The organism is Actinoallomurus vinaceus (assembly GCF_039542055.1).
Lineage (GTDB): Bacteria > Actinomycetota > Actinomycetes > Streptosporangiales > Streptosporangiaceae > Actinoallomurus > Actinoallomurus vinaceus.
In genome coordinates, this window is record NZ_BAABHK010000009.1 from 383,277 (window position 1) to 402,295 (window position 19,019).

17 protein-coding genes and 1 pseudogene are annotated in these 19,019 nt (G+C 72.0%); 7 read left to right on the top strand and 11 right to left on the bottom strand.

Annotated elements, in window-relative coordinates:
• Window positions 1-74: 74 nt before the first annotated feature.
• The 5 genes and pseudogenes from ABEA24_RS30695 to ABEA24_RS30715 all read right to left on the bottom strand — a co-directional run.
• Window positions 75-874 (bottom strand): annotated as a pseudogene (locus tag ABEA24_RS30695) (RNA-guided endonuclease InsQ/TnpB family protein); the annotation flags it as partial.
• A gap of 9 nt (window positions 875-883) precedes the next feature.
• Window positions 884-1,423 carry a DUF1003 domain-containing protein gene (locus ABEA24_RS30700; protein WP_345434687.1) on the bottom strand — a complete coding sequence of 180 codons (540 nt, stop codon included), beginning with the start codon at window positions 1,421-1,423 and terminating at the stop codon, window positions 884-886.
• Window positions 1,420-2,775, bottom strand: a complete 1,356-nt coding sequence (locus ABEA24_RS30705; protein ID WP_345434689.1) for a magnesium transporter MgtE N-terminal domain-containing protein — start codon at window positions 2,773-2,775, stop codon at window positions 1,420-1,422. Before ABEA24_RS30705 ends, ABEA24_RS30700 begins: the two co-directional genes overlap by 4 nt.
• Window positions 2,776-2,887: 112 nt before the next feature.
• On the bottom strand, window positions 2,888-3,400 hold the full coding sequence (locus tag ABEA24_RS30710; protein WP_345434691.1) for a hypothetical protein: 513 nt from the start codon (window positions 3,398-3,400) through the stop codon (window positions 2,888-2,890).
• A gap of 128 nt (window positions 3,401-3,528) precedes the next feature.
• Complete coding sequence (locus ABEA24_RS30715) at window positions 3,529-5,154, bottom strand: alkaline phosphatase PhoX (protein ID WP_345434693.1); 1,626 nt, start codon at window positions 5,152-5,154, stop codon at window positions 3,529-3,531.
• 220 nt (window positions 5,155-5,374) lie between these two features.
• On the opposite strand from ABEA24_RS30715, the gene ABEA24_RS30720 reads away from it, so the two are divergent.
• From ABEA24_RS30720 to ABEA24_RS30730, 3 genes are all read left to right on the top strand, one after another.
• Window positions 5,375-6,319 carry an HpcH/HpaI aldolase/citrate lyase family protein gene (locus tag ABEA24_RS30720; protein ID WP_345434695.1) on the top strand — a complete coding sequence of 315 codons (945 nt, stop codon included), beginning with the start codon at window positions 5,375-5,377 and terminating at the stop codon, window positions 6,317-6,319.
• 80 nt (window positions 6,320-6,399) lie between these two features.
• Window positions 6,400-7,020, top strand: coding sequence for a DUF6758 family protein (locus ABEA24_RS30725; protein WP_345434697.1), 621 nt, complete (start codon window positions 6,400-6,402; stop codon window positions 7,018-7,020).
• 7 nt (window positions 7,021-7,027) lie between these two features.
• Window positions 7,028-7,873, top strand: a complete 846-nt coding sequence (locus ABEA24_RS30730) for a PHP domain-containing protein (RefSeq protein ID WP_345434699.1) — start codon at window positions 7,028-7,030, stop codon at window positions 7,871-7,873.
• Between the two features lie 171 nt (window positions 7,874-8,044).
• Here the strand turns inward: ABEA24_RS30730 and ABEA24_RS30735 are convergent, their stop codons facing one another.
• Both ABEA24_RS30735 and ABEA24_RS30740 read right to left on the bottom strand, forming a co-directional pair.
• Window positions 8,045-8,662, bottom strand: coding sequence for a LysE family translocator (locus tag ABEA24_RS30735; RefSeq protein WP_345434701.1), 618 nt, complete (start codon window positions 8,660-8,662; stop codon window positions 8,045-8,047).
• Complete coding sequence (locus ABEA24_RS30740) at window positions 8,662-9,180, bottom strand: Lrp/AsnC family transcriptional regulator (protein WP_345434703.1); 519 nt, start codon at window positions 9,178-9,180, stop codon at window positions 8,662-8,664. Before ABEA24_RS30740 ends, ABEA24_RS30735 begins: the two co-directional genes overlap by 1 nt.
• Before the next feature lie 151 nt (window positions 9,181-9,331).
• On the opposite strand from ABEA24_RS30740, the gene ABEA24_RS30745 reads away from it, so the two are divergent.
• Both ABEA24_RS30745 and ABEA24_RS30750 read left to right on the top strand, forming a co-directional pair.
• Entirely contained in the window at window positions 9,332-10,027 is a 696-nt protein-coding gene (locus ABEA24_RS30745; RefSeq protein ID WP_345434705.1) for an MBL fold metallo-hydrolase, read from the top strand.
• Window positions 10,028-10,031: 4 nt separating this feature from the next.
• Window positions 10,032-10,913, top strand: a complete 882-nt coding sequence (locus tag ABEA24_RS30750) for a RecB family exonuclease (protein ID WP_345434707.1) — start codon at window positions 10,032-10,034, stop codon at window positions 10,911-10,913.
• A gap of 21 nt (window positions 10,914-10,934) precedes the next feature.
• Here the strand turns inward: ABEA24_RS30750 and ABEA24_RS30755 are convergent, their stop codons facing one another.
• From ABEA24_RS30755 to ABEA24_RS30765, 3 genes are all read right to left on the bottom strand, one after another.
• The gene (locus tag ABEA24_RS30755) at window positions 10,935-11,891 is read right to left on the bottom strand and encodes a hypothetical protein (RefSeq protein WP_345434709.1); all 957 of its coding nucleotides are present in this window, start codon (window positions 11,889-11,891) and stop codon (window positions 10,935-10,937) included.
• 71 nt (window positions 11,892-11,962) lie between these two features.
• The gene (locus ABEA24_RS30760) at window positions 11,963-12,862 is read right to left on the bottom strand and encodes an oxygenase MpaB family protein (RefSeq protein ID WP_345434711.1); all 900 of its coding nucleotides are present in this window, start codon (window positions 12,860-12,862) and stop codon (window positions 11,963-11,965) included.
• Window positions 12,863-12,968: 106 nt separating this feature from the next.
• A complete protein-coding gene (locus tag ABEA24_RS30765) occupies window positions 12,969-13,838 on the bottom strand; it encodes an alpha/beta fold hydrolase (protein ID WP_345434713.1) in 870 nt (289 codons plus the stop codon).
• Between the two features lie 91 nt (window positions 13,839-13,929).
• Here ABEA24_RS30765 and ABEA24_RS30770 point away from each other — a divergent pair, with 91 nt between their 5' ends.
• On the top strand, window positions 13,930-14,664 hold the full coding sequence (locus ABEA24_RS30770; protein WP_345434715.1) for a glycerophosphodiester phosphodiesterase: 735 nt from the start codon (window positions 13,930-13,932) through the stop codon (window positions 14,662-14,664).
• A 76-nt stretch (window positions 14,665-14,740) separates the two neighbouring features.
• Window positions 14,741-16,795: a serine/threonine-protein kinase gene (locus ABEA24_RS30775; protein ID WP_345434717.1), complete on the top strand. Its 2,055-nt coding sequence runs from the start codon at window positions 14,741-14,743 to the stop codon at window positions 16,793-16,795.
• 166 nt (window positions 16,796-16,961) lie between these two features.
• Here the strand turns inward: ABEA24_RS30775 and ABEA24_RS30780 are convergent, their stop codons facing one another.
• Entirely contained in the window at window positions 16,962-18,842 is a 1,881-nt protein-coding gene (locus tag ABEA24_RS30780) for a DEAD/DEAH box helicase (RefSeq protein ID WP_425551250.1), read from the bottom strand.
• Window positions 18,843-19,019: the final 177 nt, after the last annotated feature.

The following is a 19,019-nucleotide window of genomic DNA, read 5'->3' on the forward strand; positions in this document are numbered from 1 at the left end:
GCCCCCATGGTAGTCAGCTTCTCGGATGGGAATTTCCGAGCTCGCAGCTCTGTTCCGTGCCTGGCGGGTACGGTTCAGGCCGCGTCGTCGGCAGCGTGACTCACTGCCCAGCCCGCGGCACCGCGTGCGGCGATGTTGCGGGCTGCGTTCACGTCGGCGTGCTCAGCGAAGCCGCACGACGTGCAGCAGAACACGGCCTGTGCGGGCCGGTTCTTCTTATCGATGTGGCCGCACGCCGAGCACGTCTGGGAGGTGTAGCGCGGGTCCACGTGCACCACTGGTACCCGGCGCGGGTCGCCTTGTAGGCGATGAACTGGCCGAGCTGGGCGAACCCCCAAGTGTGCAGCGTGACCCGCTGGGGCTTGCGGAGCCGTACCCTCTCGCGGATGCCGCCCAGGTCTTCCAGGGCGATGCCGCGTGAGGTGCGTTGTGCCTCGGTCACGATGGTCTTGGAGATGCGGTGGTTGGTGTCGGCCGCGAAGCGGGCCTCACGACCCGACAATTTGCGCAACAAGCGCTTGGCGGACTTGGTGCCCTTCTTCTGCAGGCGCTGACGCAGGCGGCGGTGGCGGTGCCGGACCTGGTTCAACTGCTTGCCGGCGTGCATGGTCCTGTCGTCGGTGGTGGCGATGTTGGCGATGCCCAGGTCCACGCCGAGGAATCCTTCGGGCGCGTACGGGCCGGGCTCAGGCACATCACAGGTCGCGTGGAGGTACCAGTTGCCGCCCCGGTGCACCAGGTCGGACTCGCCTTTGCGGTGTTCGGCCAGCATTTTCGCCTGCTCGGGCGAGCATACGAAGGGGGTGTACCCGCAGCGGCCTTGCACGGTCCACAGGGAGACGGTGCGCGCGTCGAGCTGCCAGGACAGCCGTCGCTGCGGCCGTCAGTCGTGGCGAGTGTCGTGCCCGTCCCGCTCGGCGCGGTGGTAGTCCAGCTCCTTGAGCAGGTGTGCCAGCTCGTCGCGGATCCAGTCGCGGGTGGCGACCTCGTTCATCGCCATCCGCAGACTCGCGATCTCCCGGGTGAGGTACTCGGTGTCGGAGACGCTCCGCTCGTTGCGGGCGCGGTCCTGCTCGTACTGCACCCGGTCGCGGTCGTCCTGGCGGTTCTGGGCCAGCAGGATCAGCGGCGCGGCGTACGACGCCTGCAGCGACAGGATCAGGGTCAGGAAGATGAAGGGGTACGGGTCCCAGCGCATCCCTGCCGGGGCGAAGGCGTTCCAGGCGAGCCAGATCGTGATGAACGCCGTCATGTAGACGAGGAACCGCGCCGTTCCGAGGAACCGCGCGATGCGCTCGGAGAACTGGCCGAACGCCTCCGGGTCGTAGTAGAGCCGGGGCGAGATCGTCCGGCGGTACTCCAGCGGCTGGTCGAGGCGTCCGAACCGCCTCTCCTCACGGCTCCTGCCGAGGGCGGTGCTCATGGCCGGCTCACCGTCCGTTCGCCGTCGCCCGCCGCGCCGCGGAGGGCCTCTTCCTCTTCGTCGGCCTCGTCCGCGGGGGCGTCCATGACGCTCTCCCGCCAGTCGTCCGGCAGCAGGTGGTCGAGGACGTCGTCGACCGTGACCGTGCCGAGCAGGTGCCCGCCCTCGTCGACGATCGGCACGGAGACGAGGTTGTACGTCGCCAGGTAGCTGGCCACCGCCTCCAGCGAGCGCGACGGCCGCAGCGGGTCCAGCTCGGTGTCGCAGATGGCGCTGACCAGGGTCGGCGGGGGCTCCCGGAGCAGCCGCTGGAAGTGGACGGTGCCGAGGTAGCGGCCGGTCGGCGTCGCGGTCGGCGGCCGGCACACGTACACCTGCGCGGCCAGGGCCGGGTTCAGGTCGGAGTTCCGGATGAGGGCGAGGGCCTCCGCGACGGTCGCGTCGGGGGACACGATCACCGGTTCGGTCGTCATCATGCCGCCCGCGCTGTTGTCGGCGTAGGTGAGCAGGCGGCGCACGGGCGCGGCCTCCTCGGGCTGCATCAGGGCGAGGAGCTGCTCGCGCTGCTCGGCGGGCAGCTCGCCGAGCAGGTCGGCCGCGTCGTCCGGGCCCATCTCCTCCAGCACGTCGGCGGCCCGGTCCACGTCCAGCTCGCCGAGGATCTCCACCTGGTCGTCCTCGGGCAGCTCCTCCAGCACGTCGGCGAGCCGCCGGTCGTCGAGCGCGGCGGCGACCTCGACCCGCCGCTTGGCCGACAGCTCGTGCACGACGTTCGCCAGGTCGGGGGCCCGCATCTGCTCGAACGCGGCGATGAGGTTCGCGGCGCCCTGCTTCTCCTCGACCATGCCCAGGCCGCTGACGGCGTCCCAGTCGACGACGAACGTCTCGCCGCGCCGGCGCCGCAGGCTCAGCCGCGCGCCGTGGGCGCGCCCGGCCGAATGGCCGACGCGGCGTACGGCCACCTTCACGATCAGCCAGTCGCGGGTCCGGGTCTGTTCCATGCCCAGGTCCAGCACGATCGCGTTCTCGCCGTCCTCCTTCAGCTCGACCGTCCGGTCGAGCATCTCGCCGAGCGCGAGGGTCTCGGAGTCGCGTTTCTCGAACCGGCGCATGTTGATGCGGCCATCGAAGATCACCGCACCGGCGTCGATGTTGGTCACCCGGGTGATCGGCAGGAAGACGAGTCGATGCGGCGGGACCTCGACCACCAGGCCGAGCACGCGCGGCGGCCGCGGCGGCGGGCGGAGCGCGACGACGACGTCGCGCGCGCGGCCGATCTGGTCTCCGGCGGGGTCGAACACCGCGATCCCCGCCAGGCGCGCGACGAACACCCGCGACGGCGTTCCGGTCATAGCTCGAAGGTTATCGATACGCGTCCTGTCTCCAGGTAAAGGGCGATCTATTCCATGGGAGCCAGGAGATGACGCGCGTCCGTACCAGCGGCTTGGAGCGGAAAACGGCGGGTTACCGGTCCGGGCGGCGGCGCCGTCCGCCGACCATGAAGGGCGGCATGCCGACGGACGTCGCGGGGCTGGGCACGGGGCGTACGGCGGCGTAGCCGGCGGGCATCTCGCCGGGCGTTTCGGTGATCTCGCCGGTGGGCGTGAGCCGCATGACGAACGCCTCCTGGGCCCAGCGCTCGGTCTGCCGCTCGCCGTCCGGGGCGTTGAGGCGCTCCTTGGCCAGCAGCGGCACCACCGCCGCCCACTCCTCCGACTCCGGCTCGACCTCGCTGACGGCGGCGACCCAGGAGACGATCCTGCCTCCCTTGTCCTTGCTGCGGACGGTCACGGTGACGCGCTCGGCCTCCGGCAGGCCCGGCAGCGGCTGCTCGATGCCCCCCGTCACGACGTACGCCGCCCCGTCGTGCCAGAGGTGCCAGGCGGCGCGCGGCTGGGGGAGGTCGGGCAGGGCGAGCCAGATGAGGCCCGACCGCTTGGTGGCCTCCTCGACGAGCGCGGTCGTCAGATCGCTCATGGCCCCACTTTGTCACGACAGGGGGCCCGCGGGCGGCGGGCCCCCTGCGTGCATCCGCGGTCGGGCTTAGAGCCCGCGCGGAATGGACTGCCGGGCTCGCTGATCCGGCGCCCATTCCGCGTGGGCTCTCAGTCGCGGGTGATCTCCCAGGTGGTGTTGTCACCGTGCTGCTGGGTCCAGAAGATCCGCAAGCCGCCGTGGAACGGGTGGGGGTTCTCGGTACCGAGGAGCCCGGCGACGGTCGGATCGCCGTCGGAGGTGTGGATACCGGTGATCTCGTTGTCGCCGTCGTTCTGGAAGCCGTTGCCCTGCGCCGACCAGGCCGAGTCGACGGTCGCCGACGGGTCGCGGCCCTCCGCCAGGAACCGCACCGGCTGCCCGCTCTTGCCGTAGTCGGCATTCACATCGAACAGGTACGCCGAGTCGAACGCGCCGCGCTGGGTGTGCAGCGAGTCGCCGGCGTCCTCGACGGCGGCGACGTGGTCCCGGTCGAGGAACGAGATGTTGTCCAGGCCGGTGTGCGCCTGGTCGCCGTTGTAGAAGATCGTCAGCTTGCCCTGGTCGGCGGCCGGGCCGGACTGGGTGAGCCGGTAGATCCCGCCCCAGCCGCCGTACGCGCCGTTCGCCTTGCTGCTCGCGTTGGTGTCGCCGGTCTCGGTGAAGAAGAACTCGCGGAAGCCGACGCCCGGCCGGAACACGCCGTTCTCCGGCCGCTTGAACGGCGTCGCCTTGGCGGCCTTGGCCAGCGCGTTCGCGTCGAACGGGGGGCTGGAGGCGTCGCCCTGGTGGAGCGTCACCCAGCGGGTGTCGAACACCGTCCCGTACGTGTGCAGGTCCTTGGTGTCGTCCGAGAAGATCGCGCCGGTCGGGTGGGACGCGTCGGCGGGGGTGAAAGTGATCGGCTGCCCGCTGCGCCGGGAGATCACCTGGAGGGCCTGGAGCGTGCCGCCCTTGCTCAGGTCGCTCTTGTCCTTCGGCACGAACCGGTAGACGAAGCTGTTGGGCAGGCGGGCGCTGGTGCCCGAGGGGACGTCGCCGCTCGCGTCCTCGACGATCCACAGGTTCCCGGCCGCGTCGGTCTGGATGCCCTCGTACGAGCCGCGCCCGAGCACGTTCGAGATGTCCCGGACCTTGGCGCCGATGTCGGGGTCGCTCTGCCAGACGCCGCCGTCGGCGCCCTCCTCGGAGGTGAGCAGCAGCTTCTTGGCGAAGGGGTCCCACGTCGAGCCGTCGAAGGCGGGCAGCTCCGTGCCGTCGACGGTCTTGGTGGCCAGCAGCGTGACGCGGTGCGCCGCGTCGGCGTCCAGGTTGACCCGGGTGATGTACCCGGGGCCGCCGTGCTCGTGGCCCTGGAACAGGAAGCGCGTGCCGTAGTCGTAGCCGGCGTCGGCGCCGTGCAGGCCGCGCAGCCGCAGGTAGGTGTTCTTGTCCGGCTCGGTCTTGGTCGCCTCGACGTTGTGGCCGGGGGACTGGACGGCGCCGGGCTGCGGCAGCATCGGGCCGTCCGCGTGGTAGCCGTAGTACCGGACCTCCCCGGCGGGGTTCTCCAGCTTGATCGATCCCTGCGCGACCGCGTGCTCCGCCAGCCCGGGCGACAGCGTGTTCGGGGCGGCCGTTCCGGCCGCCTTGGCCGTGGCGGGCACCGACGCCCAGCGGTCGACGCCGCCCGTGGCGCTCGCCGAGCCCGCGCCGAGCGCGACGATGGCGCTGACGGCCAGCCCGGCCGTGGCGACGCGCCTTGTGACGTGATTCATGGTCCTTGCTCCATCCCGCTCCCCGATGGTGGGGGCGGCCGGAGTCAACCCGCGACCGGCGTCATCCCCGCGGCGCGACGGTGTCCCGCCGATGAAACCGGCCCGCCGTCCACCTGTCTGACGGCGAGCAAGCGGCCCGGTAGGGCGCTTCCGCGCGGATTCGGCGGTGCCGCGACGGCCTTACGGGCGGCGATGATCCGGGCGGATACCATCCGGAACCATGCCGACGCGCGCCCGCCGCAGCACCCTCGCCGTGCCCGCCAGCAACCCGCGGTTCATCGAGAAGGCCCGGGGGCTGCCGGTCGACGCGTTCTTCCTCGACCTGGAGGACGCCGTCGCGCCGTCCGCGAAGGCGGACGCCCGGGCGAACGCCGTGGCCGCGCTGCGCGGCGGCGGCTGGGGCGACCGGGTCCGCGTCGTACGGGTCAACGACGCGACGACCGGATTCGCCCACCGCGACGTGATCGAGGTGGTCGAGGGCGCGGGAGCCGACCTCGACTGCCTGATGCTGCCCAAGGTCACCTCCCCGGACCATGTCGTGTGGCTCGACGTCCTGCTCACCCAGATCGAGCGGGCGACCGGCCTGCCCATCGGCCGGATCGGCATCGAGGCGCAGATCGAGGACGCCCGCGGGCTCACGCGCATCGACGAGATCGCCGCCGCGTCCCCCCGCCTGGAGACGCTGGTCTTCGGCCCCGGCGACCTGATGGCCTCGCTCAACATGAAGACGCTGGTCGTGGGGGAGCAGCCGCCCGGCTACACCGAGGGCGACGCCTACCACCACGTCCTGATGCGCATCCTCATCGCCGCCCGCGCCCGTGACCTGCAGGCCATCGACGGGCCGTACTTCAACGTCCGCGACGTGACGGCCTTCACGCGGGCGGCGCGGCGCAGCGCCGCGCTCGGCTTCGACGGCAAGTGGGTCCTGCATCCAGCCCAGGTGGAGGCGTGCAACGAGGTGTTCTCCCCGGCCCAGGAGGACTACGACCACGCCGAGCTGATCCTCGACGCGTACGACCACGCCACCCGGGTGGAGGGTCGCGGGGCGGCGATGCTCGGCGACGAGATGATCGACGAGGCGTCCCGGAAGATGGCCCTGGTCATCGCGGCGAAGGGCCGTGCCGCCGGATTGCGGCGCACGAAGGAGTTCACCCCTCCCGCGTAGGGTAAATACCCCAGATCACCATTTTTTGGCTGTCCGGAAACCTTGACGTGGCCACCGTGACAGCGGGACCGTGAAACACCATGAGGGCCGCGCCCATCTGCCCGCGGTGCCGCGGGCCCGTGACCCCGCCGAACGTCTGGTCGAGCGCCTGGACCTGCTCCGCACACGGCGAGGTCTGCCCCCTGCGCCCGCCCCGCCGGCCCTGCCGGGAGGGGCTCGAGGCGGTGCGCGCCGAGTCGCGGGTCCCGGTCTGGACGCCCTGGCCCCCGCCGCTCGGCTGGCTGGTCACCGGGTTCGCCGACGCCGGCGACGAGCGGTCCGGAAGCCGGGCCGTCGCGGTCGCGCTGTCCGGACCCTCCCCGGTCGGGGGCCCGGCCGAGCTGATCCTCGTCGCCGAGGAGCCCGGCATCGGCCTCGGCGCGTCGTACGCCGGACTGCCCGGCCCCGACCCCGGGCACGGATTCGGGACCTCGACGCCCGACGCGAAGGTCGACATCGACGGGCACCCGCTGCCGCTGTGGGCGCTGCCCACCACCGAGACGGCGGCGTTCGCCGGCGAGGCGCTCGGCAACTGGCTCTGGGCCGTCCTGTGGCCCGTCTCGGCGGGCGCGCTCATGCTCGAGGACCTGCGCCTGCGCGACCTGCGCGACGCCGACCTCGACCTGCCGTACGGAGCCGCGAGCCCCCGGCTCGGTGCATGATCGGATCGTGCGCATCGACCTGCACTCCCACAGTTCCGTCTCGGACGGCAGCCAGCCGCCCGCCGATGTCGTCCGCCGCGCGCACGCCGCGGGCGTCGACGTCCTCGCCCTGACCGACCACGACACCGTCGCCGGCCACGCCGAGGCCGTACGCGCGCTGCCGCCCGGCATGACCCTCATCCGCGGCATGGAGCTGTCCTGCCGCCTCGGCGGGCGCAGCCTCCACCTGCTGGCCTACCTGTTCGACCCCGCCGAGCCGGAGCTCGCGGCCGAGCGACGGCGCATCCGCGAGGACCGGGCGCGCCGCGCGCGCGGCATGGTCGAGCGCCTGGAACGGCTCGGCGCGCCGGTCACCTGGGAGATGGTCCAGCGCGTCACCGGCGACTCCGTCCCCGGACGGCCCCACATCGCCCGTGCCATGGTCGAGGCCGGGGTGATCGCCGGCATGGACGAGGCGTTCACGCGCGAGTGGATCGGCGCGGGCGGCCGCGCGTACGTCCCCCGGTACGCCCTGGACGCCGTCATGGCCGTCGGGCTGGTCCGCGAGGCGGGCGGCGTCCCCGTGGTCGCCCATCCCCGGGCGTCCCGGCGCGGCTACCTCTTCACCGACGAGGAGATCGCGCGCCTGGCGGGCGCCGGACTGGGCGGCATCGAGGCCGACCACCCGGACCACACGGAGGCGGACCGCGCCCACCTGCGGGGGCTCGCGGCGGACCTGGGACTGTTCACGACCGGTGCCAGCGACGACCACGGCGAGGCGACCGGCCACCGGCTCGGCGCGGAGACCACGTCGGCGGAGGCGTACGAGGCTCTGCTGGCGCAAGCGACCGGCGCGGTCCCCGACATCGGGTGAGGCCTCGTGCCGTGCTCTGCTCAGCCGATGACGGCGTGGGGCCCGACGTCGGGTGAGGCCTTGTGCCGTGATCCTTGGCAGGTGGCCGGGCCGGCGGTGGTCCGTCGTCCATAGGGCACACTGGCCCGTCCGGGTGATCTGCCCCGGCCGCCCCCGGGACCCGCGGCGTGCTCAGCCGGTGACGGCGTGGGTGAGCATCAGTGCCGCGAGGGCGGCGAACAGCGCCGCGGACAGGCCGGTGAACGCGCCCTGCCCGCGGTGGCCGAGACGCCGGCCCGACCGCGCCACCACCAGCGCGATGACCGCCTCCAGACCGGAGGCGACCACGAACCAGGTGACGGTGAACACCCCCAGGCCGGACGGACCGGCGAGGTGCTGGGCGCGCAGCATCGCCGGTGTGCCGGTGGCGAGCCAGAACGTCCACGTCAGCGGGTTGGCCAGGTTCGCCGCGACGCCCTTCCAGAACGCCCACCCCTCGGCCTGCGGCACCGTCTCCGCCCGCCACAGGCGGACGGCGTCCCGTACGGCGCGGACGGCGAGCCAGAGGAAGAACGCCGCCCCGGCGAGCCCGACCCACAGCCCGGCCCGGGCGACGGCGGCGATCACCCACGCGAACGCCAGCGCGGGCAGCAGGAGGGCGACGTCGGCGGTCGCGGAGCCGAGGATGACGCGGAACGCCTCGCCGAAACCGCGGGTGGCGGCCTCGTTCAGGATCGTGATGAAGATCGGCCCGACGGACAGCGCCGCGCCGGCGCCGAGCAGCACACCGAGCCAGACGACCTCGCCCATCAGCGGTCCTCGGCCGGCTCGGCCGTCCGGCCGGAGTCCCGGGCCTCCGCGACCGGACCGAGCACGGCGGTCGCCGTCACGTCCTTCACGGTCTCCAGCGCGATGGACGACACGGTCCGCGTGACGCCCGGGACGCCGCGCAGGTCCGCCAGCAGGCGGCGAAGAGTCTGCGGTGACGCCGTCCGCACCTTCAGGATGTAGCTGTCCTCGCCGTCCACGTCGTGGCACTCCAGCACCTGCGGATCGGCCCCGATGATCGACTCGAAGGGCTCCTGTTCGTCCGCGGACGCCTTGAGGCTCACCCGGACGATGGCGACGAGCCCCTGGTCGAGGGCCGCCGGGTCGATGAGGGCGGTGTAGCCCCGGATGATCCCGTCGCGCTCCATGCGCTTGATCCGCGCGTACACCGACGGTCCCGTCAGCCCGACCGCCTTGCCGATGGCCGCGTGCGTGGCCCGTCCGTCGGTTTGCAGCAGCCGCAAGATCGCCAGATCCGTCTCATCGACTTGATCGTTCACCGATCGGCTCCTTCGCGATGTTTCCGTAGGCATGGATCGTAGAAGGATAATGTTTCGTTGGCGTTTCGCGATGGATGCTCGATCGGCCGGCGCGGAGCGCGGATCGGCCGCGTGCCGCACACCACGCCTGGGAAGTCGGTAAGGTTTCGGTGTGGACGCGCGTATCGACAAAGTGGTGACGTCGGGCAAGGTCACCGTTGACGACAACGAGTACGACGTCGAGAGCAACACCTACATCGTCGGAGACGACGACGAGGTGATCGTGATCGACCCCGCCAACGACGCCGAGGCGATCCTCAAGGAGATCGGCGAGCGTGAGGTGATGGCCGTCATCTGCACCGACGGACGCGATCATCACCTGAGCGCCGTGCTCGAGATCGCCGAGGCCGACGAGGAGGACCCGGCGCCGATCGGCGTGCACTCGCGGGACCGCCTCCTGTGGCGTCAGTACTTCCGGGCCCTCGCCAAGAAGGACGAGGACTCGGAGTTCATGAAGGACCTCCAGCCCGACATCGACATCGAGGACGGCGGCCTCTTCGAGATCGCCGGCGCCCAGCTCGAGGTGATGCACACGCCCGGGCACACCCCCGGCAGCATCTGCCTCTACAGCGAGCAGCTCGGCGTGCTGTTCTCCGGCGACACCCTGCACAAGGGCCGTCCGGGCCGGGTCGGCGAGGAGTACCACGACCTTCAGGACCAGCTCAACTCCATCGGGTCGCTGCTCGGGCCGCTGCCCAAGGAGACGCGGGTGCTGCCCGGCCAGGGCGAGGAGACCACAGTCGGCGACGAGGACTCCCAGTGGGAGAGCTGGTTCGCGCTCGCGCAGGAGCCGAGCTCCGAGGACTGACGTCATGGCGGCCGAGCAGCTCGGTTTCGAGGGGATGCCGAGACGGCTCTACCCCTGCACGCCCTCCCGGTTGAACACCTGGCTCGACTGTCCGCGCCGCTACCGGATGACCTATCTCGACCGGCCCAAGCCGGAGAAGGGTCCGCCGTGGGCGCACAACAGCGTCGGCGCCAGCGTCCACAACGCGCTCGCCGGCTGGTGGCGGCTGCCGCTCGATGAGCGCACGCCCGAGGCCGCCGGCGGGCTGCTCGACCGGGCCTGGCTGAGCGACGGCTTCCGGGACGACGACCAGGCCGCCGAATGGCGGCACCGCGCCCGGGAGATGGTGCTGCGCTACACCACCGGGCTCGACCCGGCGGACGAGCCGGTCGGCGTCGAGCGCACGGTCTCGATGAAGACGCACCTGATCACCGTCCAGGGGCGGATCGACCGCCTCGACCGGCGCGGCGACGAACTCGTGGTCGTCGACTACAAGACCGGCCGCCGGCCGCTGACCGCCGACGACGCCCGCTCGTCCCTGGCGCTCGCGCTGTACGCCGCGTCGGCCCACCGCATGATGCGGACCCCGTGCCGCCTCGTCGAGCTCCACCACCTGCCGACCGGTGAGGTCGCGGTCTGGGAGCACACCGACGACTCCCTCGACCGCCACCTCCGCCGCGCCGAGCAGATCGCCGAGGAGTGCGGCGAGGCGGACGAGTGGTACCGGGCGAACGTCCGGCCGGTGGACGCCGCGGTGCCACCGGAGCGCCGCCACGAACGGTTCGACGAGAGGTTCCCGCCCCAGCCGGGACCACTGTGCGCCTGGTGCGATTTCGCGCGCCACTGCCCGGAGGGCCGCGCCGCCGCCCCCACCCGCGACCCCTGGTCCGCGTTGGCGTCGGACTAGACCGACCGCCCCCTGCGGGGCTTACTCCTCAACGGGTTCGTGCAGACCGTGAAAGTACGTGCGGCCGTCGATCCGGACCGGTTGCCCGAGCGGGAGCCGCAAGGCGGGCGGAGGCTCGTCGATGTCCACGGCGTCCCAGTCCACTTCGAGCCCACCGGAGGACGCCGGGCGCAGTGCGTCGTACACGTCGAACGACGTCGGTGGCCGCCCTGGAGCGTACGTGATCAGGTCGAAGCCGCCGTCCTGCTGATCGAGATATTCGTCGGTGCCCCAGAACCGGGCCAGATCGGGATTGCGGGCCTCGACGTCCGACAGCACCGACTCGATCGCGTCCCGCACGTCGGCGGGGTCGCTGAGGCGCCGGTACAGCACCCGCTCGTCACCGGAGTTGCTGATCCGCTCGCTGCTGCGGAGCAGCCAGAAGTGCCGAGCGTGCGGATTCGGATCCGGGCCCTCGTAGCGTGCCGGGTCGTACTCGTCGTCCAGTTCCTGCGCGCGGGTCAGCGCGATCTCGTCCCACGGGTCGAGTTCCAGAGCCCGCCGGTAGGCTCGCAAGGCCTCCTCGCGTACGCCACCGCATTCGTGGGCGAGCCCTTCGAGGTAGGCGGCCAGGTTGTTGTCCGGGTCAAGGGACAGTACGTGCCGGGCGGCGCCGGCCGCCTCGTCGACGAGCAGCCGCCCGGCCTCGTCGCCGTCCGGCACCTGGACGATCGGGGGACCCTCTTCCCACCAGGTCTCATCGACGTGGTTGACCATGTGAAAGCGGAGCTCGGCGCCGGTCAGCACGGCAAGACCGACGGCGGCCTCCAGATTCTCCGGGGCCGTCCGCTGCACCCGGGTGTACGCCTCGCGCACGGTACGCGCACCGTCGACCCAACCCTCATCGTCCTCGTCGGCGAATTCCGCGTCACCGGCGACTTTCACCAGAAGCCGACCCGCCTCAGCCAAAAGGGCGTCGAGGCTCGTGTTCTCCGTCACGCGCACTGTACTGCGGGACGCCATTGGCCGGTCGGGTAGTGCCGGTTACCGAGAAACGCGCAGAACGCTGCTCAAGCGGCGGCGGGCCGGGGCCAGCGGCGGGGGTCGCGGAGGCCCTGCAGGCCCCTGCCGACGTCGTAGCCCTCGGCGGCGAGCCGCTGCCGGGCGGCTTCGAGCATGTCCTTGGTGGCCTGCTGGAACGACAGGTCGTGGACCTTCTCCGGGAGGGTGTTCATCGCCAGCCGGAACGACCTCAGCGCCGCCGTCACCGCCGGCTGCGGGATCTCCGGCAGGACGCCGTACATCCGCCGGGCCCAGCCGGGCAGGGAGTAGTAGCACAGGGCGCCGAACGGGACGTACATCGGCTTGCCGGCCGACAGCCACCGCATCTCCTCGGGCAGCTTCGGCCACAGCAGGAACCGTACGGTCGAGCGGGCCTCCGGGGTGACCTTCAGCCGCGGGCGCATCTCCGCGAAGAAGGCCTCCAGCTCCGCGAGGCTGCCCGGCACGTCCTCCTCGTGCAGGCCGACGTAGGAGGCGCTGCGGCGCTGCTCGGCGAGGTAGCGGTCGGCCTGCCGGTCGGTGAGCCGCAGCCCGGCGCGCCGCGCGACCTCGAGGTAGGAGGAGACCTCCGCGCAGTGCACCCACAGGAGCAGTTCCGGGTCGTCGACGCGGTGGGTCCGCCCGGTGTCGGGGTCCTTGATCCGCAGCGACCGGTGGATGTCCCTGACCCGGCGGCCGAGACGGTCGGCCTCTTCCTGCGTGCCCCAGGTGACGACGCCGACGAAGTCGGCCGTGCGCTGCAGCCGGCCGATCGGGTCCTCCTGGAAGTTGGAGTTCTGCCATACCCCGCGCATGGCGATGGGGTGCAGGGCCTGCAACATGAGGCCGCGCACACCGCCGATCCACATCGACCGGTCGATGTGCACCTGCCAGGTGACGCTCTGCGGGGGCTGAACCGTCGCTGCCATGGGATCAGGGTAAGCGATCAGTTACATGAGACGCCAGGCGTTTCTTGTCTCAAGGCGTGTGATCTTCGCCGGAGTGGTGGCTGCGATCGCCTTTTCGGGCTCGGGGTCAGGCGCGCTCGGCCTCGTTCCAGAAGGCGGTCAGCGCGCTCGCCGCGGTCTCCGGGGCCTCGACGGCGGGCGAGTGGGCGGCCCCGGGGATCACGACCTTCCGGGCGCCCAGGCGCTCGGCCATCGCGGCCTGCTCCCGCGGATCCCACCCGTCGTCGTCCTCGCCATACAGCACGAGGACCGGCAGGTCGGCGTCGTCGGCGACCTTGGCGAGGTCGTCCACCCGGTCGGGGCAGGACAGGACCTCCCGGGCCATCGTCATCAGGCCCGCGGGGGAGTTCATGAACATCCGCCGGCGCAGGAACGCGACGATCTCGGGAGCGACCCCCTTGGCGATCACGTTCGGCTCCATGCGGGTCGACCAGAGGTGTTCGAGGCCGACCTTGGGCAGCGCCGCGAGCAGCACCCGGCCCTCGACCTCCCGCGAGCCGCCGATCGCGGCCGGCCCGGAGCTCATCAGCGTGTACGAGGCCAGCATCGTCGGATCGGCGATCACCGCCTCGCGCGTCACCAGCCCGCCGAACGAGTGCCCGACGAGGTGGACGTGGTCGTTGAAGTACTCGAGGACGGCGACGATGTCGGCGCCGAGCGCGGCACAGGTGTAGGCCGCCGGATCGTCCGGGCCCGAGGTCTCGTGCTGGCCGCGCATGTCGAGCGCGACGACGCGGCGCCCGGCACCCGCCAGGGTCTGCAGCACCGCGATGAAATCCTCTTTGCTGCCGGTGAACCCGGGGACGAGCAGCGCCGGAGCCCGCTCACAGACGCCAGAGCCCGGAAGCGCCTCGAGAACGGCGAATGTGCCGCGCGACGTGTCGATCTCCGTGCGGCGGACGCCGGGAGGCAGGGTAAGGAACCGGGGCGTACTCACTGGCAGGAGCTTACTTGCCCATGGTGCTATCGACACCATCATAGCGATTTGGGTGGTACTTCGCTGGGTGTTGCAAAGGTACTCTCGTGGCATGACGGCTGCCGTCTCCGCCCACAAGGGCGGGTCCGAGGTCGCCCGGGCCGCCACCTGGGAAGCGTACGAGAGTGCCCTCACCACCGGTGCGGAGTACGTCGAGTTCGACATCCGCCGCACACGCGACGGCGAGTTCGTCGTATTCCACGACCCCCGGGTCGCGAACCACCCCGTGGCCGGACTGACCTATGACGAGCTGTGCGCCGTCGCCGGTCACCGCGTCCCCCGGGTCCGCGACGTGATGGCCCTGATCGCGGGCCGCGCGAAAGGCCATCTCGACCTGAAGGAGGTCGGCGACGAGGACGAGATCATCACGCTCGCCCTCGATCTCCTCGGTCCGGACGGTTTCGTCGCCACCACGCTCGAGGACTCCTCGATCGCCCGGATCAAACGGGAGTTCCCCCAGGTCACCGCCGCCCTCTCGCTGGGACGCAGCCTCCGCGAGGTCTCCTGGCTCTCGAAGGCGCCGACGCGGATCCAGGAGCTGTACCCGCTGCGCCGCATGCGCGAGTGCGGCGCCGACTGGCTCGCCGTGCACCGCAGGCTCGCCCGCGCGACCGTACTGCGCATGTGCGGCCGGCTCGGCGTCCCGGCCATGGTGTGGACGGTCAACGACGAGCCGCGCATGCGCCGCTTCCTCCGCGACGAACGGGTGACGGTCCTCATCACCGACCGCCCGCGCCACGCCCTGCGCCTGCGCCAGGCGGGCCAGGCAGGCCTCAACCCGGCCTGATTCGGCGGCCGGCGGCCGGTATCTCCACTAACCTGCATGATCGCAGGGTTCGGGGGATGCGGAGGACCGGAAGACCATGTCGCTCGACGACCGGATCGGCCCTCTACGCGCGAGTGAGCCGACGGAGCTGGGCCCGTATCGTCTCCTCGGGGTGATCGGCCGGGGCGGAATGGGCACGGTGTACCTCGCCGAGCCGGCCTCCGGCGAGCGGGTGGCCGTCAAGGTGATCAATGCCGACTTCGCGGACGACCCTTCCTTCCGCGACCGGTTCCGCCGCGAGGTCGCGGCGGCCCGGCGTGTCCGCAGGTTCTCCACCGCGCCCGTGCTGGACGCCCAGGTCGACGGCGAGCCGCTCTACATCGTCACCGAGTACGTGGCCGGGCCCGACCTCTCGGCGTTCGTACGGGAGTCCGGCCCGATGAGCGGATCGAGCCTCGACCACCTCGCCGTCGGGGTGGCGACCGCCCTGGGCGCGATCCACGGGGCGGGGATCGTGCACCGCGATCTGAAGCCCGCCAACGTGCTGCTGTCCCCGATGGGGCCCCGCGTGATCGACTTCGGGATCGCCCGTGCCCTCGACAGCCTGACCGAGGCCACCGGCACCGGCGAGATCATCGGCACTCCCGCGTACATGGCGCCCGAGGTGATCCAGGGCGAGCGGGCGACGACGGCGTCCGACGTGTTCGCCTGGGGCGCCGTCGTCGCCTTCGCCGGAACGGGCGCCGCGCCCTTCCCCGGCGCGATCCTGCCCGCGGTGCTCTACCGGATCACGCACGGAGAACCCCTCCTCGACGGCCTGGACGACGCCGTACGGCCGCTGGTGGAACAGGCCCTGGACAAGGACCCGGCCCGCCGCCCGACCGCACAGGAGCTCCTCGCCGGGCTCGTCGGCCCCGCGCGAACCCCGACCACGCAGCCGCGGCCCGGCTCGGGCGTCCGGGACACGGCCGGCGGTACCGGTCTCGACCTTCATCGCGCGGACCCGGCCGGTCGCGCCGGTGTGGCCGGCCTGTCGTCGGGCGGTCCCGGTTCAATGGGGGAGAGCGCGGACACGGCCGGTCCGGCCGCGGTGGCCGGCCGGTCGCCGGGTGATCCCGGTTCCGTCGCCGAGAGTGCGGAGACCGCCGTTCCCGTGAATGCGACCGGCCCGTCCCCGGGCGATCCCGGGGGCTCGGAGGCCGCCGGTTCGGCGGGTGCGACCCGCCCGTACCCGGGCGGCCCCGGGGGCTCGGAGGCCGCCGTTTCCGCCACGACGGCCCGTGCATCGGCGACGCTCATCGCGACCGACGCGACCGACGCGACCGACGCGACCGACGCGACCGACGCGGGCGACGCGGGCGACGCGGCCCGCACCGGACCGGCGGTTCCGGAAGCCGTACGGGGCCGGTCGGGGTCCCGGCGCCTCGCCTGGATCGGCGCGGCCGGTGTGGTGGTCGCTGCCGCCACGGTCGGGTCGGTCATCGCGCTCCGGGGGTCCTCCGACGATCCGCCCGAGGGAGGAGGCCGAAACGTCTTCGGTGTCTACAGCAGCGAGTTCGCGCCGAACGTGCGGACCTGGGACGTCGACAGGTACACCTCCTACGTCGGCGGCCGCTATCGCATGGAGGCCGAGGGCAAGGGCCGGACCGGCAACGATTCCAAGCCGGCGCCGTTCCAGACGGCGAACCTGCCCGACCACATGCAGGTGGACGCCGACGTGGCCGTGGTCTCCGGACCCCGCGACGGCATGATGGGCCTGTGGTGCCGGGGGCCGAACGACAAGATCCTTGACGGCTATGTGTTCCTCGTTCGGCGTGATGGACGCGGCGCGTTCATTCGCAAGCTGACCGCCGCGGGCTCCCAGACGCTCGCTCAGGTTCCGGTGGCTACAGGCCTCGACGCGAACGACGGCCCGGACGCCCGCCCACCAGGGGTGAACCACTTCACGATCCAGTGCGAGCCCGACGGGGCGAAGGTCCAGCTTCGGCTGTTGCTGAACGACAGGCTCACCGTCGAGGCCGTGGATGCTCACGACCCGTTGGCGCTCGGGCAGACGGGCCTGGTGGTGATGCGGGGCAGCGGGCCGCACGGCGGCCGGATGGTCGTGGACTTCGACAACTACGGGATATCGCGGCTCAGGAGCCCCCGCTGAGGGGAGCCGCAACCCGAATCGGTCCCGGCCGACTCCATCCGAGGCGCCCGGGTACGGTCGCGTCGGCGGCGCGCATGACCGGCCGGCCCCGTCGACGGGCACGAATAAGGGGCGTGACCGATGACCACGCCCCCTCTTCAACCGCACGTCAGGCGGACTCGCGCGCTCAGCCTGTCCGAGCGCGGCGCTTCTTCTTGGCGGCCGGCCGGACCGGCTCGGAGAACTCCGGCATGTCGTCGGCGTCGGCGAGCGGCGGCGGCGCCAGGAACTGCACCATCGGGATGCCCGCCGGGCTGATCAGTACCGGGGCCGACACCGGCTCGGGCCGCTGCACGGGTGCCTCGGCGACCTCGGGTGCCGGGACCGGCTCGAACGGCATCGCCGGGCTCGCCGGCGTCTCGGGAACGTCGGTGGACTCGTACTCCGCGGCCGGTGCGACGGGCGCCTCCGCGGCGCGCCGTCGAGTGCGGCGCGGGGCCGTGGCGACCTCGGCCGTCTCGAGCGAGCCCTGAACCGCGGGTGTCGCCACCTCGGCCACGGGCGTCGTCGTCTCGGCCACCGGAGTTGCCACCTCGGCCACCGGCGCCACGTCGGCCACCGGCGCCACGTCGGCCACCGGCGCCACGTCGGCCACCGGCGCCACGTCGGCCACCGGCGTCGGCTCGGCCACTGGGGCCACGTCGGCCACCGGCGTCGCCTCGGAGACCGGTGCCGTCACCTCGGCCGGGTGTGTGGTCGGCTCCGGCTGGCGGCGGGTGTGCCGCCGCGCGGTCTGGGCGGCCGTGGCCGCGTCGGCCTCGTGCCCCAGCGGACGGCCGTTGCGGGTGCGCTGGCGGGATCGGGTGCGTTCCCGGGTGGCGCGGCGCGGCTCCTCCTCCTGCCGCTGGTGCGACCGGGAGCGGCCGGTCTCGCCGATGTCCTCGACCTCTTCGGCCTCCAGCCCCGCACGCTCCCGCTGCGCCTTCGGCAGGACGCCGGTGATGTCGGACGGGATGTCGAGCATCTCGTACAGGTGCTCGGAGGTGGAGTAGGTCTCGGCCGGGTCGGCGAAGTCCAGGCCGAGCGCGCTGTTGATGAGCTTCCAGCGCTGCAGGTCCGCCCAGTCGACGAGCGTCACCGCGATGCCCTCTTTGCCCGCGCGGCCCGTGCGGCCGATGCGGTGGACGTACGTCTCAGCGGCGTCCGGGCACTCGTAGTTGACGACGTGGGTCACGTCGTCGACGTCGAGACCGCGGGCCGCCACGTCGGTGGCGACGAGCACGTCGATCTTGCCGGAACGGAAGGCACGCAGGGCGCGCTCACGCTGCCCCTGGCCGAGGTCGCCGTGCACGGCGGCGGCGGCGAACCCCCGCCTGGTGAGATCCTCGGCGACCCGGTCACAGGCGCGCTTGGTCTGGCAGAACACCATGGTCAGGCCGCGGCCGCGGGCCTGCAGGACGCGGGAGAGCAGCTCGGGCTTGTCCATCTGGTGCGCCTGGAAGACGTGCTGCACGACCTGCGGAGTGGTCTCGGACTCCTCGTGCGACTCGGCCCGTACGTTGGTCGGCCGGGTGAGGTACTTGCGCGACAGCGCGACGATCTCACCGGGCATGGTGGCCGAGAACAGCATCGTCTGGCGACGCTCGGGCACCTTGGCGACGAGACGCTCGATGTCGGGCAGGAAGCCCAGGTCGAGCATGCGGTCGGCCTCGTCGAGGACGAGGACCGAGACCTGGGACAGGTCGAGGTACTTCTGCTTGACCAGGTCGAGCAGCCGGCCCGGCGTGCCCACGACCGCCTCGACGCCGTTCTTGAGGGCATCGATCTGCGGCTCGTACGCGCGCCCGCCGTACACCGACAGCACACGGCTGCCGAGCTTGCCGCCGGCGACGATCAGATCGTCGGTGACCTGGATGGCCAGCTCACGCGTCGGAACGATGACCAGGGCCTGCGGCTTCTTCCCGCCGTGCTCGATACGCTGCAGCAGCGGAATGCCGAAGGCCAGGGTCTTACCGGTGCCGGTGCGCGCCTGGCCGATGATGTCGTGCCCGCCGAGGCCGATGGGCACGGCGAGCGACTGGATCGGGAACGGTTCGACAATGCCCTCTGTTTCGAGGGCGTCTGCTATTTCGGGGACAACCCCGAGATCATGAAAGGTCGTCAGGGCCTTCAGCCTCCCAGTGTGCGGGGTCCGCTCGACGCCGCGAGCGCACCGGTACGGTGGCGCGGCGAGCCATCTCGCGGT